General features: G+C 41.9%; 14 protein-coding genes. 4 read left to right on the plus strand and 10 right to left on the minus strand.

Translation table 11 applies throughout. The features are described 5' to 3' along the window. Position 1 precedes the first annotated feature (1 nt). The 8 genes from A9260_RS15910 to A9260_RS15945 all read right to left on the minus strand — a co-directional run bounded on the left by A9260_RS15910 (position 2) and on the right by A9260_RS15945 (position 7,774). Positions 2–1,039 carry an FAD:protein FMN transferase gene (locus A9260_RS15910; RefSeq protein WP_068700716.1) on the minus strand — a complete coding sequence of 346 codons (1,038 nt, stop codon included), beginning with the start codon at positions 1,037–1,039 and terminating at the stop codon, positions 2–4. A gap of 247 nt (positions 1,040–1,286) precedes the next feature. Next, positions 1,287–2,513, minus strand: a complete 1,227-nt coding sequence (gene nqrF, locus A9260_RS15915; protein WP_068700718.1) for an NADH:ubiquinone reductase (Na(+)-transporting) subunit F — start codon at positions 2,511–2,513, stop codon at positions 1,287–1,289. A 23-nt stretch (positions 2,514–2,536) separates the two neighbouring features. Beyond that, positions 2,537–3,133 (minus strand): NADH:ubiquinone reductase (Na(+)-transporting) subunit E, encoded by a 597-nt coding sequence (gene nqrE, locus A9260_RS15920; protein ID WP_068700720.1) that lies wholly within the window; start codon positions 3,131–3,133, stop codon positions 2,537–2,539. Between the two features lie 7 nt (positions 3,134–3,140). Then, positions 3,141–3,773, minus strand: a complete 633-nt coding sequence (locus A9260_RS15925; RefSeq protein WP_068700723.1) for an NADH:ubiquinone reductase (Na(+)-transporting) subunit D — start codon at positions 3,771–3,773, stop codon at positions 3,141–3,143. Next, the gene (locus A9260_RS15930) at positions 3,773–4,540 is read right to left on the minus strand and encodes a Na(+)-translocating NADH-quinone reductase subunit C (RefSeq protein WP_068700726.1); all 768 of its coding nucleotides are present in this window, start codon (positions 4,538–4,540) and stop codon (positions 3,773–3,775) included. The genes A9260_RS15925 and A9260_RS15930 overlap by 1 nt, the downstream gene beginning before the upstream one ends. Next, positions 4,530–5,771 (minus strand): NADH:ubiquinone reductase (Na(+)-transporting) subunit B, encoded by a 1,242-nt coding sequence (locus tag A9260_RS15935; protein ID WP_068700728.1) that lies wholly within the window; start codon positions 5,769–5,771, stop codon positions 4,530–4,532. The genes A9260_RS15930 and A9260_RS15935 overlap by 11 nt, the downstream gene beginning before the upstream one ends. Positions 5,772–5,774: 3 nt before the next feature. Continuing rightward, positions 5,775–7,115 (minus strand): Na(+)-translocating NADH-quinone reductase subunit A, encoded by a 1,341-nt coding sequence (locus A9260_RS15940; protein ID WP_068700730.1) that lies wholly within the window; start codon positions 7,113–7,115, stop codon positions 5,775–5,777. A gap of 356 nt (positions 7,116–7,471) precedes the next feature. Continuing rightward, positions 7,472–7,774, minus strand: coding sequence for a BolA family protein (locus tag A9260_RS15945; RefSeq protein ID WP_068700731.1), 303 nt, complete (start codon positions 7,772–7,774; stop codon positions 7,472–7,474). A 204-nt stretch (positions 7,775–7,978) separates the two neighbouring features. On the opposite strand from A9260_RS15945, the gene A9260_RS15950 reads away from it, so the two are divergent. The 4 genes from A9260_RS15950 (at position 7,979) to A9260_RS15965 (ending at position 11,799) form a co-directional block, all read left to right on the plus strand. Then, a complete protein-coding gene (locus tag A9260_RS15950; protein WP_068700732.1) occupies positions 7,979–9,124 on the plus strand; it encodes a methyltransferase in 1,146 nt (381 codons plus the stop codon). 105 nt (positions 9,125–9,229) lie between these two features. After that, positions 9,230–9,805 (plus strand): YajG family lipoprotein, encoded by a 576-nt coding sequence (locus A9260_RS15955; RefSeq protein ID WP_068700734.1) that lies wholly within the window; start codon positions 9,230–9,232, stop codon positions 9,803–9,805. Then, entirely contained in the window at positions 9,802–10,347 is a 546-nt protein-coding gene (locus tag A9260_RS15960; protein WP_068700735.1) for a peptidylprolyl isomerase, read from the plus strand. Before A9260_RS15955 ends, A9260_RS15960 begins: the two co-directional genes overlap by 4 nt. Before the next feature lie 75 nt (positions 10,348–10,422). Further along, positions 10,423–11,799: an AmpG family muropeptide MFS transporter gene (locus tag A9260_RS15965; protein WP_068700736.1), complete on the plus strand. Its 1,377-nt coding sequence runs from the start codon at positions 10,423–10,425 to the stop codon at positions 11,797–11,799. A gap of 147 nt (positions 11,800–11,946) precedes the next feature. On the opposite strand, the gene A9260_RS15970 is transcribed toward A9260_RS15965, so the two are convergent. After that, complete coding sequence (locus A9260_RS15970) at positions 11,947–12,627, minus strand: ChrR family anti-sigma-E factor (RefSeq protein ID WP_068700737.1); 681 nt, start codon at positions 12,625–12,627, stop codon at positions 11,947–11,949. Continuing rightward, entirely contained in the window at positions 12,624–13,211 is a 588-nt protein-coding gene (locus A9260_RS15975; RefSeq protein WP_068700739.1) for a sigma-70 family RNA polymerase sigma factor, read from the minus strand. The genes A9260_RS15970 and A9260_RS15975 overlap by 4 nt, the downstream gene beginning before the upstream one ends. Positions 13,212–13,276 lie beyond the last annotated feature (65 nt).

Consider the following 13,276-nt stretch of genomic DNA (forward strand, 5'->3'; position numbering starts at 1 on the left):
CTTACTTGTTTAAATATTTTTCAAAGGCCTTAGAGTGCACCTCTTTAAAGCCATCTTCAGTTTTTACAATCATAAAGATCGCTAAACCATTGTCGTTTGCCACCTGAAGACCTTCTTTTTCACCCAACACCATCAAGCCAGTTGCAAGACCATCTGCTGTCATACATGACGGGTGAATTGCTGTTACTGAGACTACCTTGTGCGCTATAGGTTTACCAGTTTTTGGATTGATTATGTGCGAATAGCGAATGCCATCACGCTCAAAATAATTACGATAATCGCCAGAGGTTGCCATCGCCATATCACCAGGTTGAACAATAAGCTCGACTTGTTGGCGTGCATCAACTATTGGTTTTTCAATAGCAATTTTCCAAGGGATATCTTTACTATTATTCCCTTTTAGCCTTAATTCACCGCCGACTTCCACAAGATAACGCTGCACACCTTGTGACTCTAAGAAGTTAGCCACAACATCAACACCCCAACCTTTGGCGATGGTTGATAGATCCACATACAAATCAGGTAAATCTTTTGATAAACCCTTATCATCCAAAGATAAGTGTTTAATACCAATCATCTCACGGCGAGCTTGCAGCTCTTCATCCGTTGGCATTTTCTCAGGGCGGGCTTCAGGGCCAAAACCCCATAGATTCACTAACGGACCAACCGTTACATCTAAAGCGCCTTCAGTGAGCTTATTGAGTCGAATTGACTCCGCAATCACTGTCGTCATGTCTTGAGACAGTTGAACCGGCTCTGCACCTTTATATTGATTAAACTGGCTTAATTCTGAATCAGGACGGTATGTCGACATCTGATCGTTTACTTTTTCCAGCAATGCATCAATTTTAGCCTGCATTAGCTGCGAATCTTCCACCTTACCGTCGGCAATATATTTAATATGATAGGTTGTTCCCATCGTCTTACCAGCCAAAGCAACTTGCTCAGGCGCTTGCTCACAGCCACTTAAAACAACCACACAAATCAATAATGCGATCAGTCGTTTAGAGCCTTGAATAAGATGATTTACCGCGTTCATCTTGTTCTCCATAAATTGAATTAATACCAATCACAGTAAGTAAATGATCAGAAATAGCGCAGGAAAAACACTTGAGAACAAGGCGAATATTTTTGATAAGTAGTTACTCTACAATCAAAAATTTCAACGCGGTTATCAAGTGTTTTAACCAGCTAGGCTGATCAGAGATTTACTACGATTGGTATGAGTCAGCCACAAAATAAAATGGCTGACTCAAAGAGCCAGCCATTATTTATTTGACTACGGCTTAGCCACCGAAATCATCAAGTAAGATGTTTTCATCTTCTACACCAAGATCTTTTAGCATGCCAATTACTGCAGCATTCATCATTGGTGGACCACACATGTAGAACTCACAATCTTCAGGAGCATCATGATCCTTCAGGTAATTTTCATACAATACATTGTGGATGAAGCCTGTGTAACCATCCCAGTTATCTTCTGGAGAAGGATCGGACAGTGCACAGTGCCAGACAAAGTTGTCGTTTTCAGCTGCTAGCTTATCGAAATCTTCAATGTAGAACATTTCACGCTTCGAACGAGCACCATACCAGAACGTCATCTTACGCTTAGATTTAAGACGTAAAAGTTGGTCAAAGATATGAGAGCGCATTGGCGCCATACCAGCACCACCACCAACAAACACCATCTCATTGTCAGTATCTTTAGCAAAGAACTCACCAAATGGACCTGAGATCGTACATTTGTCGCCTGATTTAAGAGACCAGATGTACGAAGACATGATTCCAGGTGGAACATCAGGATTGTTAGGCGGCGGTGTTGCAACACGCACGTTTAGCTTAATCAAACCTTCTTCTTCAGGATAAGACGCCATTGAGTATGCACGGATCGATGGCTCTTTAACCACTGACTCGTAGCGGAACAAGTTAAACTTATCCCAGTCTTCACGATACTCTTCTGGGATATCAAAATCCGCGTACTTAATATGGTGTGGTTCAGCTTCAATCTGAATGTAACCACCTGCACGGAAAGGTACTTCCTCGCCGTCAGGAATTTGAAGCACAAGCTCTTTGATGAAGGTCGCTTCGTTGTCATTAGAAAGAACAGTACATTCCCACTTTTTAACACCGAAAATCTCTTCTGGAAGCTCGATAGCCATATCTGTTTTAACTGCAACCTGACACGCTAGACGCTCGCCTTCACGGGCCTCGCCTTTGCTGATGTGATCAAGTTCTGTTGGTAGAATATCACCACCACCAGATTTCACTTTAACGCGACACTGACCACAAGAGCCACCGCCACCACAAGCAGACGATACAAAGATACCGTTGCCGGCAAGAGCGCCAAGCAGTTTGTCACCTGGAGAAACCGTAAAGCCTTTCTCTGGGTCACCATTTACTAAAATGTTGACGTCACCCGTTGGTACCAGCTTAGATTTAGCGAATAAAATCACTAGCACTAAAACTAATACAATCAGAGTAAACATCACTACGCCAAGAACGATTGTATTCATTGACTAATCCTTATTATTTACTCTTACAGTTGAACACCGGAAAAAGACATAAAGCCTAGTGCCATCAAACCTACAGTGATGAAGGTAATCCCAAGACCACGTAGACCAGGAGGTACATCTGAGTACTTCATCTTCTCACGCAAACCTGCAAGCGCCACGATAGCAAGCATCCAACCTACACCTGAACCAAAACCGTAAACGATTGATTCTGTGAAGTTATAATCACGCTGTACCATGAAAGATACACCACCGAAGATGGCACAGTTCACTGTAATCAGCGGTAAGAAAATACCCAACGCGTTATACAAAGGTGGGAAAAAGCGGTCTAACACCATTTCCAAAATCTGTACTAGAGCTGCGATAACACCGATAAAGGTAATGAAGTTAAGGAAACTTAAATCCACACCGGAAACCAATGCATTTTCTTTCAACACTAGGTTGTATAGCAAGTTGTTCACCGGAACTGCGATGGTCAATACCACCACTACCGCTACACCAAGACCGAAAGAGGTTTTTACCTTCTTAGAAACAGCAAGGAATGTACACATGCCGAGGAAGAAGGATAACGCTAAGTTTTCGATAAAAATCGATTTAACTAGCAAGCTAATATAATGTTCCATCGCGCTACTACTCCTTCGCTTCTATTTGTTCAGGCTTAAAGATACGAATTACCCAAATCATAAAGCCAATCAAGAAGAATGCAGACGGTGCAAGTAGGAACATACCGTTAGGCTGGTACCAACCACCGTCAGACACTAGAGGAAGTACTTCCATACCGAACAACTTACCTGAGCCAATTAGCTCACGGAAAAATGCCACAGTGATCAGTACGAAACCATAACCTAAACCATTACCGATACCGTCAAGTAGAGATGGCAAAGGCGCAGACTTCATTGCGTATGCTTCTGCACGACCCATAACGATACAGTTAGTAATGATCAAGCCAACAAATACTGATAACTGCTTAGAGATATCGTATAGATAAGCTTTTAAGATCTGGTCTACCACGATTACCAATGATGCGATAATTGCCATCTGTACGATGATACGAACGCTGTTTGGAATGTGGTTACGAATAACAGACACGAAGAAGTTAGACAGAGCAGTTACGAAAATAACCGCCAGCGTCATAACAAATGCTGTTTCTAGTTTAGTGGTTACTGCCAAGGCAGAACACACACCAAGCACTTGCAAAGCAATTGGGTTGTTATCTAAAACAGGAGCCCAAAGGTTTTGCTTCATTTCTTTAGACATAGCCATTAATTCAGCTCTCCTTCGCGTACTTTAGTTAGGAATGGTCCGAAGCCCATATCGCCTAACCAAAAATCGAAAGTATGTTGTACGCCGTTACCCGTCAGAGTTGCGCCAGAAAGACCATCAACACCGTGGATGTCATCAGCAGCTGCGCCACCTTTAACAATTTTTAGTGCCGGCTTAAAGTTCTCATCAAACAGTTGCTTGCCTTCGAACTGAGCAACCCAATTTGGGTTTTCAACTTCACCACCAAGTCCAGGAGTTTCACCTTGCTCGTAGTAAGTAATGCCCGAAACAGTATTGCCGTCCATTTCAACCGCAACAAATGCGTACATCATTGACCAAAGGCCTGTGCCGTGGATAGGCAAGATGACTTTTGAGTACTTATCGCCATCTTTAACAAGGTACACAGTACCTACGTTTGCACGACGAATAATGCTTGCGATGTCATCGCTTGCAGCCAGACGCTGAGATTGAGCTGGATCTTTTGCAGCAGCGCGTTGATCGTATGCAGCTGCATCACCTTCAACAAACTCACCTGTGTCAAAGTTAACTAGACGAGGTTCGATGTAATCACCGAACAATTGTTGCACTGTGCCTTGTTCAGAGATCTGCGCAACTTCTACGATCTTTGTTTGCTTATCCAGTACCGCATTAGCTTGTTGTTTATCACGTAGTCCAACTGCCGCCGTCGAAACGATGACAGAACAAACTAGACTCAAACCAATAACGACACCTAGCGTTTTTTTAATGCTATCGTTTTTACTTGCCATAGCGTGCTAGTCTCCGCTTAATGTTCTTCTCGATAACAACGTGGTCAAATAGTGGCGCAAATAAGTTTGCAAATAGAATCGCCAGCATCATACCTTCAGGGTACGCAGGGTTAACCACTCGAATTAACACACACATCAAACCAATCAAGATTCCGTACCACCACTTAGCCTTATTGGTAAAGGAAGCAGAAACAGGATCTGTTGCCATGAAGAACATACCGAATGCAAAACCACCCAAAACTAGGTGCCAATGCCAAGGCATACTAAACATCGCATTTGTATCAGAGCCAATCAGATTAAATAGAGTTGCCGTAGCAATCATACCAATCATCACACCAGCAATAATGCGCCATGATGCAATACCCATATAGACAATCATCAGCGCACCTAGCATCAAGAATAAGGTCGAAACCTCACCGATAGAGCCAGGAATGTTACCGATAAATGCGTCCATCCAAGTAATAGATTGACCCGTTACGTTATTGATTAGGTTAGCGTTACCACCCTGAGCCCACTGGCTAAGAGCCGTCGCACCAGAGAAACCATCCGCTGCAGTCCAAACCAAATCACCAGAGATTTGAGCAGGATATGCAAAGAATAGGAAAGCACGACCTGCAAGCGCTGGGTTTAAGAAGTTACGGCCAGTACCACCGAAAATTTCTTTAGCCACTACAACACCAAAGGTAATACCCAATGCTGCCTGCCATAAAGGCAATGTCGGCGGAACAATTAGTGCAAACAAAATCGAAGTAACAAAGAAGCCTTCATTTACTTCATGCTTACGCACAATACAGAAAAGCACTTCCCAGAAACCACCAACAATGAACACTGTTGCGTAGATAGGTAAGAAGTAGGTCGCGCCAAGGAGCATCTTACTGCCCCACCCGGCATCAGCACTTATCGTGCCGCCAAGCATTTCTGTTAACCAGTAGTGCCAGTTGCCTGCCACTAACGAAGCTAAATCTGCACCTGAATGCAAAAAACTCAACGCAGTGATTGCTTGGTTACCGGTATTGTACATACCCCAAAACATGGCAGGGAAAACAGCAAACCACACCATGATCATGATGCGTTTTAGATCGACACTGTCACGAACATGTGATTTCGTTTTTGTTACTGTGCCCGGTGTATAAAATACCGTTGCAGCAGCTTCATAAAGGGGATACCACTTTTCCCATTTACCATCGGCTTCAAAATGAGGTTCGATGTCTTCAATAAATTTCTTCAACATGTCTTAACCGTCCTTCTCTATAGTGTCTAGACACTCACGAAGTAATTCACCGTACTCATATTTACCAGAACAAACATAAGTACATAGAGCTAAATCTTCTTCGGATAACTCTAGAGCACCCAAGCGCTGAGCACTGTCTACATCACCGGCACATAAATCGCGCAGAAGTAATGTTGGCTCAATATCCAATGGCATTATTTTTTCATAATTACCCGTTGGAACCATTGCACGCTCACCGCCATTGAGTGACGTAGTAAGGTTATACAATTGACCTTTAAATAGGTGACCAAGGAATGAACGTGTCGCAGAGAATTTATTTTTACCCGGCATTGCCCAGCCAAAAAACTCTTTGTCTCTTCCTTCACGCAGAGCAGAAACCTGTTGATGGTATCGACCAAGATAAGCGTGAGGACCTGTTGCATTGGTACCCCAAAGGATTGAACCTGAGATAATACGAACTTCGCCAGGCATAAGCTCTTTATCTGCCAATTCAGGAAGATAAGCACCGACAGTTGTTCGCACTAAACGAGGGTTATTAACAACAGGGCCACCAAGAGCGACAACGCGATCAGAGTAAATCTCACCAGTTAGGAATAACTGACCAAATGCAATAACATCCTGGTAGTTAATACCCCAAGCAACATGTTGCTCGTTAACTGGGTATAGGAAGTGCATATGTGTGCCAACTAGACCGGCAGGGTGCGGGCCTGAGAAGACATGCTCTTCAACATTTTTTTGCTCTGAACGAGGAAGTGAACCGCCACTTTTACAGACAAAAACTTTGCCGTTGGTCAACGCCGATAACAAGTCTAAGCCTGCTATGAACGCTTCAGCTTGATCATTGATGATAACATCAGGATTAGCTGCCAATGGGTTGGTATCGATTGCTGTAACAAAAATGGCATCAGTCGAAGATTCGACTGCGGGTACCTTACTGAACGGACGAGTTTTAAAAGCGGTCCATGAACCTGAATCAATAAGTTGTTTACGAATAACATCCGCATCCAGCTTTGCTAATTCATTTTGCTCATATTTGTCGAAAGTAATTTGCTCATCACCTGCTATTTCAATAACAACTGATTGCAAAACACGCTTCGCACCACGGTTTACCTGAGTAACCGTACCACTTTGAGGTGCAGTAAAGACTACGCCAGGATTCTTTTTATCAGCAAAAAGAACCTGTCCTTTCTTTACTACGTCCCCTTCGCGAACATGCATTGTTGGACGCATGCCCACGTACTCTTCGCCCAGCAAGGCGACTTTTGAAACGGGGTTTCCGTTATTAATCACCTGGGTAGGAGATCCTGAAATAGGAAGGTCCAAACCCTTTTTAATTGTAATCATACGCACTTGCACTATTTTAGGAAAAAAAGATCTTCGTAACAAAAGCACACTTTTTATCAGTGTGCCCGTCTGTAACAGATAGGTCAGTTTTCTAACATATCCTTGTTAATCACTATATAAATTCATCGATGAGTCCCTCGCGGGTCGCCGATTCTAACACCAACCTCTTCATGTATTCCATGTTGAGCAGTGAGGATTAGCAATAAACTACAAATTTATTGCTAAAAATGCCATTAATATTGATCTAAAACACAGCATTAAGGATAACTTTATGACCAAGAGCTTATTTTGTGAACAATTCGCTCGAATGCAGTCTAATTTTCTGAAATCAATGCAGGTCAGTTAACCCATTTGTTTTAATGCCCTCCCCTCATACAATCGGGAGAATCAGGGAATTGCTGTTGCTTCCACTCGTCCTTTGTCAAAGTGTGCATTGAAAGCGCATGTAATCCTTGCGCGAACTCATCACTCAATACTTCATTAATTAAGCGGTGACGTGCAACCAGTCTTAGTTGCTCAAATTTGTCACTGACAATAATGATTTTAAAGTGGCTTTCAGAACCCTCAGGCACATTATGCTTATAACTTTCATTGATAACTTGTAGATGATGAGGAGAGAAGTGATGATCCAATTTCTGCTCAATAGTTTGCTTTCGCATAGTTGCTCTCATAAGTTGAAACGCTGTAAGTATAATACAAACGTTGATATTTCATCGGTCACTACAATTTACTATGAAATGCCTCAAGGGTTAACCCTGAACGCAACCTGTATTCTAAAACAGAATAGGAACTAAATTCGCAAAAATAGAGCTAATTTGCGACAATAGACAAAGTTTAGGATCACTTTTTTAACATTTATAATCATGAAAATCGACCTCGCACTGCACGACCAGCAATTTACCCTATTTCGATTCCCAAAAAGAGCGAATGAAACACTGCAAGCATGGGATGCAGGTGATGAATATATCATCAATCATTTAGCCGAAAACCCTTTAGCTAAAGGGGCTAGTGTTTTAATTTTGAATGATAACTTTGGTGCTTTAAGTTGTTGGTTTTCAAAAGAATATAACGTTTACTGTCAAAGTGATTCTTTTATTAGCCAGCAAGGGATACAGCATAATCTTGAGCTAAACCATTGTAATAAAATCACTTTTTTACGCTCAATCGATACCTTGCCTAACAATATTGATCTCGTCATTATGCAACTGCCAAAGAGTAATCGTTTTTTAACTTGGCAACTGCATCAATTAAATAGCCATCTTAATGCCGATACTCCCGTAATCGGAGTCAATAAAGCCAATGCCATTCATACTTCGACACTCAAACTGTTTGAAAAACACCTTGGCCAAACAAGCACATCTCTAGCTTGGAAGAAGCATAGATTAGTATTTAGCCAAACAACAGGTACTAATCAAGCAACCTATAACGAAAAATCAATCAATGAAAAAATGACTTGGGCTGTACCTGAGCATGATATTCAGCTCAGCAATCTAGCCAATGTCTACTCCGGTGAGAGTTTAGATCTCGGCGCTCGTTTTATTTTGGATCACTTACCGCAAGGTTCTCGCTTTAACAATATTATTGATCTCGGTTGTGGCAATGGCGTTTTGTCGGTGAAACTAGGTCGTAATAATCCACAATCGCAAATCACCAGTGTCGATGAAAGCTTTATGGCGGTGGAATCAGCTCGTATCAATGTGCTTGCCAATGTCGAGAACCCGCAAAGATACACTTTCGTTGCTAATAACTGTCTTGATGGATTTGCACAAAACCGCTACGACTTAGTGGTTTGCAACCCGCCTTTTCATCAACAAAACACCATCACTGACCATATTGCATGGCAGATGTTTAATGACGCTTATAAGGTACTTGAAGCAGGCGGTAAGCTATTGGTGATTGGTAACAGTCATTTAGGCTACCAAGCAAAGCTTGCTCGTCTATTTGGAATATCTAAAGTTAAGCTTGTCGCAAGTAACAAGAAATTTGTCATTATTAGCGCGGAGAAATAACGCTTAGAAAGTTTCTGGAAAATCAATCAAGTAACGCTATTTCACTGAGGCTTGTGATACTCTCAGTGATACTCTTTTTATACTCAGTCTTTAAGGGAACTATTGATGAAACACTTTTTGATTGTGGCTTTTTCAGCTTTGATTTTAAGTGGTTGTGCTAGCCCAACCGATCAACAACTGAACTTTGAGCCACAAGCCGACAATACACAGGTCACTATTCACCAAGCAAAATCTTTGACCTTATCCACTACCGATATTCGTACCGCTCAATACTTAGCTTTAGTGACTAAAGGCGCAGATAAGGCGATGCCTATCCACGCTAAACAAAATGCTAGAGTGGCTTTAAATAGCGCTATGACATCAATTCTTGAATCACAAGGGTTTGATATCAAGCCAAATAGCGACAACAGTGTTGAGCTGCAATTACAAGAAGCTTTAATTCGCGTTAAATCATCTACTTTCAGCAATGAAATGGACGCTAAGCTTACTTTGCAAGTTACCGCAGAAACACCAACAGGTAAGTTTGTGAAAACCTATTCAGGCAGTGCCAAAGCTGAGAATTCTATGGGGGCATCTAATGAACAAATTGAGCACATGCTCAATCATGTCTCTAAACTAGTATTAAACGACATTGCCAATGATGAAGAATTGATTAATTACATGGAGGAAAAATTTCAATGAGCCGATTTCTACTTATGATGTGCGCACTATTTAGCGCCTCAGTATTTGCCAACACTAAAGTGGTATTTCAAACCACTCTTGGTAACTTCACTATTCAATTAGATGAAGTAAAAGCGCCGATTACTAGTGCTAACTTTCTTCGCTACGTAAAAGACGGCAGCTATGAAGGCACTATTTTCCACCGTGTTATCCCTAATTTTATGGCTCAAGGTGGTGGCTTTAACCAAGACATGACCCAAATTCAAACTTACGGGCCAATCAAAAATGAAGCCAACAATGGTTTAGTTAATAAAGTAGGTAGCGTCGCAATGGCGCGTACTAATGATCCTGACTCAGCAACCCGTCAGTTCTTTATTAACTACTCAGACAATGACTTTCTTAACTACTCTCGCTCAAATCCAGGATACGCAGTGTTTGGACAAGTTGTTGATGGCTATGATGTCGTGCAACAAATGGCTAAAGTTAGAACAAATAACTCTGGCTTTATGAAAGATGTCCCTGCAACGCCTATCGTTGTCACAAAAGTGACAATTGAAAAATAGAACACCTATATAGTTGCCCTAAGGTTAACGCAGAGTCTCACGACTCTGCGTTTCGTTTGAGTAAAAGGAAATAAAATGGCAGATAAGATGTCTTGGGGTGACACATTCAAAAGTTACCTTGATAAACGCTTGCTTTGGGTATTTATGCTCGGTTGCTCAAGTGGTTTCCCTTGGGTTTTGATTGGTTCCAATATGTCAGGATGGCTAAAAGATGCAGGATTAAGCCGTGCCGCTATCGGCTATTTTGGTTCAGTTTTTGTGGTCTACGCCATCAATTTCATGTGGGCTCCATTAGTTGATCGGGTGAAATTACCCGTTTTATACCGACTGCTGGGTCAGCGTCGATCTTGGGTATTTTTATGCCAAGGTATCATGCTGATCTGTACGCTAGCCATTTCAGGTACCGATCCCGCTAAAAGCTTATTCTTCACCTCAATGCTGGCTCTGGGGATTGCGATTGCATCATCAACTCAAGATGTTGCAATTGATGCCTACCGAATTGACAGTTTCTCGAAAAGCGAAGCCTCGAAATTACCGCAAGCATCAGCAATGGCCGTGATTGGGTGGTGGACAGGGTATTCTTTGCCAGGTTATTTAGCCTTTGTGAATGCAGATAGCATAGGTTGGAATCATGTCTATATGGGTATGACTGCCATCGTTGCTCTATTGATGCTATTTACTCTATTAACCAAAGAACCAAAAACAGCCCGCAGCCAACTGCAATCTGAAGCGGAGCAGCGCCATAACAAAGTGGTAGGCTCTCGAGTTCTTGCTTGGTTAAGTGTGACCCTAATTGAACCTTTTGCTGACTTTTTCCGACGCAATGGCGTTCGGGTAGCGATTACCCTTTTGCTGTTTGTTTTCCTATTCAAAATTGGCGAAGCATTCCTTGGCCGAATGTCGATACCCTTCTATAAAGAAATCGGTTTTAGCAACGAGCAAATTGGCCACTACTCTAAGCTGATAGGCTGGGGAGCAACCATACTCTTTACTCTAGTCGGCAGTATGTTCAATGTACGATTTGGTATTGTAAAAGGCTTGATGATTGGTGGTGTCGCAATGGCATCCAGCAACTTGATGTTTGCATGGATAGCTCAAGCAGGCCCGAATGAGCACCTATTTTTAGCGACTATTATTGTTGATAATTTCACGACCGCATTTTCCACTGTGGCCTTTGTTTCGTTCTTAACCATATTAACCGGACAAGCGTTCTCGGCAACTCAGTATGCCCTACTGGCTTCTCTAGGTAATTTAGGACGAACCACATTAGCTTCCTTTAGTGGGGAACTGGTTGACTACCTCAATGATTGGTCTACTTTCTTTATTATTACCGCCGCAATGGTGATTCCAAGCTTAATCATGCTCTACTCTCTGCGTGGCTACTTTAATGATATTTTAGAAAAAGCCCGTAAGCGGGGACTCGAAGATGAAAAGTCACATACCTCTAGCTAGTGGGTTTTATCGACTAATTCGATAATACTATCCATAAAAAAGCCACACAAAAGAAAGCATTGCGCTTATCGTTTGTGTGGCTTTTTTTGTTCGCTTCGTTTGGCTATTTTTCTTTTATAGAAAAACTGGCTATGAATATACTATCCGTTAAGGGTACATGCCTCTACCAAACAAATTAAAGATGCGGGCAACCCCTTGAGTAAAGATCATTGGCTCACTTAATACCGTCAAGCATAAGCAATCCTGACCTTCTTCAGTGCGAGGGGTATGCTTTATCGATGCATCAGCCACCATAAAATCCCCTACAGTGTACTCACCATCTTCATCACTAAAACGGCCATGCAGCACTAATGTTGTTTCTATACCTCTATGTGTATGCTGAGGAACTTGTACTCCGCCTTTGATATACAGCAAATTCACACGCTGTTGCTCTCCAATATCAAGATGAGCGGTATATACTTTTCCACCGTAATTTTTCCAACTACTCAGTCGTGTAGATATGTTTTGTAAAGACCTAGGTAGGGGGAATTTTTTACCATTGACTTCAATTTGAGCAACCTTTGGACGTTTGATGGTAATAGGCTTCTTATCTAAAGAGGTAATCTCATTAAACATGGCTTCCATCATTGAGGCTTCATTTTCAATATCTGCTGTTGGCTGTTGCTCAAAATCAACAAACCCTTGCGATACTTGGCTTTCAAGTTCTTCAACTTTACTCTGACAGTGATGACAGTTTTCTAGATGCGCAGCAAGTGTCAACCCATTACAAGCATCAATACTGCCCTCGGTATAGGCTTTTAATAACTCGTTACTTGGATGGTATTTCATAGGTGATCCGCCTTTATAGTATCTTTTAACTTCTCAACTGCCAGTCTCAATCTAGACTTGACTGTACCTAGCGGTATATCCAACTTATCCGCGACTTCCTGATGAGGCAGTTCATCGAGATAAACCGCCTTTAGTACATCTTTTTGCTTCATAGGAAGCGTATCAAGGTAGCGAACTATTTGCTCTCTAAGCATATTTCTTTCAGGTGAATACTGATCAACCAAATCGGGTGGGCAATAATCCTCAGGCCAAATATCTTCTGAGTGCACATGCAGTTCACGACCTTTTTGTTTTCTAAGTAAATCAAAACAGAGGTTTCTGGCAATCGTGTATATCCAAGTAGATAAAGCGCTTTTATTACCATCAAATAGGTGCGATTTTTGCCACACTGCCGCAAGAGTATCTTGCACCAGTTCTAATGCCACTTGTTCATTACCGACATGCTTAAACGCAAACTGTTTTAAACGCGGGGAAAAATAGCTAAATACAACCGCAAATGCAGCTTTATCTCCCTGTTGTACTTTTTCCATGCACTCAATCCACTCAGCTTTAGTTGGATTTGATGCCTTGGTTAAAATGTCCATGATTCACCTTTTTAGTGAGTACTAAGTAGGTATACGCACTTTAGTCACTATCGATCACAATAAAT

Origin of the sequence: Vibrio sp. UCD-FRSSP16_30, from assembly GCF_001676025.1 — a bacterium.
Taxonomy (GTDB): domain Bacteria; phylum Pseudomonadota; class Gammaproteobacteria; order Enterobacterales; family Vibrionaceae; genus Vibrio.

Bases quoted from the DNA above. Each gene is read 5' to 3' on its own strand.
- A9260_RS15910 (WP_068700716.1), bottom strand. From the start codon at position 1,039: ATGAACGCGGTAAATCATCTTATTCAAGGCTCTAAACGACTGATCGCA.
- nqrF (WP_068700718.1), bottom strand. From the start codon at position 2,513: ATGAATACAATCGTTCTTGGCGTAGTGATGTTTACTCTGATTGTATTA.
- nqrE (WP_068700720.1), bottom strand. From the start codon at position 3,133: ATGGAACATTATATTAGCTTGCTAGTTAAATCGATTTTTATCGAAAAC.
- A9260_RS15925 (WP_068700723.1), bottom strand. From the start codon at position 3,773: ATGGCTATGTCTAAAGAAATGAAGCAAAACCTTTGGGCTCCTGTTTTA.
- A9260_RS15930 (WP_068700726.1), bottom strand. From the start codon at position 4,540: ATGGCAAGTAAAAACGATAGCATTAAAAAAACGCTAGGTGTCGTTATT.
- A9260_RS15935 (WP_068700728.1), bottom strand. From the start codon at position 5,771: ATGTTGAAGAAATTTATTGAAGACATCGAACCTCATTTTGAAGCCGAT.
- A9260_RS15940 (WP_068700730.1), bottom strand. From the start codon at position 7,115: ATGATTACAATTAAAAAGGGTTTGGACCTTCCTATTTCAGGATCTCCT.
- A9260_RS15945 (WP_068700731.1), bottom strand. From the start codon at position 7,774: ATGCGAAAGCAAACTATTGAGCAGAAATTGGATCATCACTTCTCTCCT.
- A9260_RS15950 (WP_068700732.1), top strand. From the start codon at position 7,979: ATGAAAATCGACCTCGCACTGCACGACCAGCAATTTACCCTATTTCGA.
- A9260_RS15955 (WP_068700734.1), top strand. From the start codon at position 9,230: ATGAAACACTTTTTGATTGTGGCTTTTTCAGCTTTGATTTTAAGTGGT.
- A9260_RS15960 (WP_068700735.1), top strand. From the start codon at position 9,802: ATGAGCCGATTTCTACTTATGATGTGCGCACTATTTAGCGCCTCAGTA.
- A9260_RS15965 (WP_068700736.1), top strand. From the start codon at position 10,423: ATGGCAGATAAGATGTCTTGGGGTGACACATTCAAAAGTTACCTTGAT.
- A9260_RS15970 (WP_068700737.1), bottom strand. From the start codon at position 12,627: ATGAAATACCATCCAAGTAACGAGTTATTAAAAGCCTATACCGAGGGC.
- A9260_RS15975 (WP_068700739.1), bottom strand. From the start codon at position 13,211: ATGGACATTTTAACCAAGGCATCAAATCCAACTAAAGCTGAGTGGATT.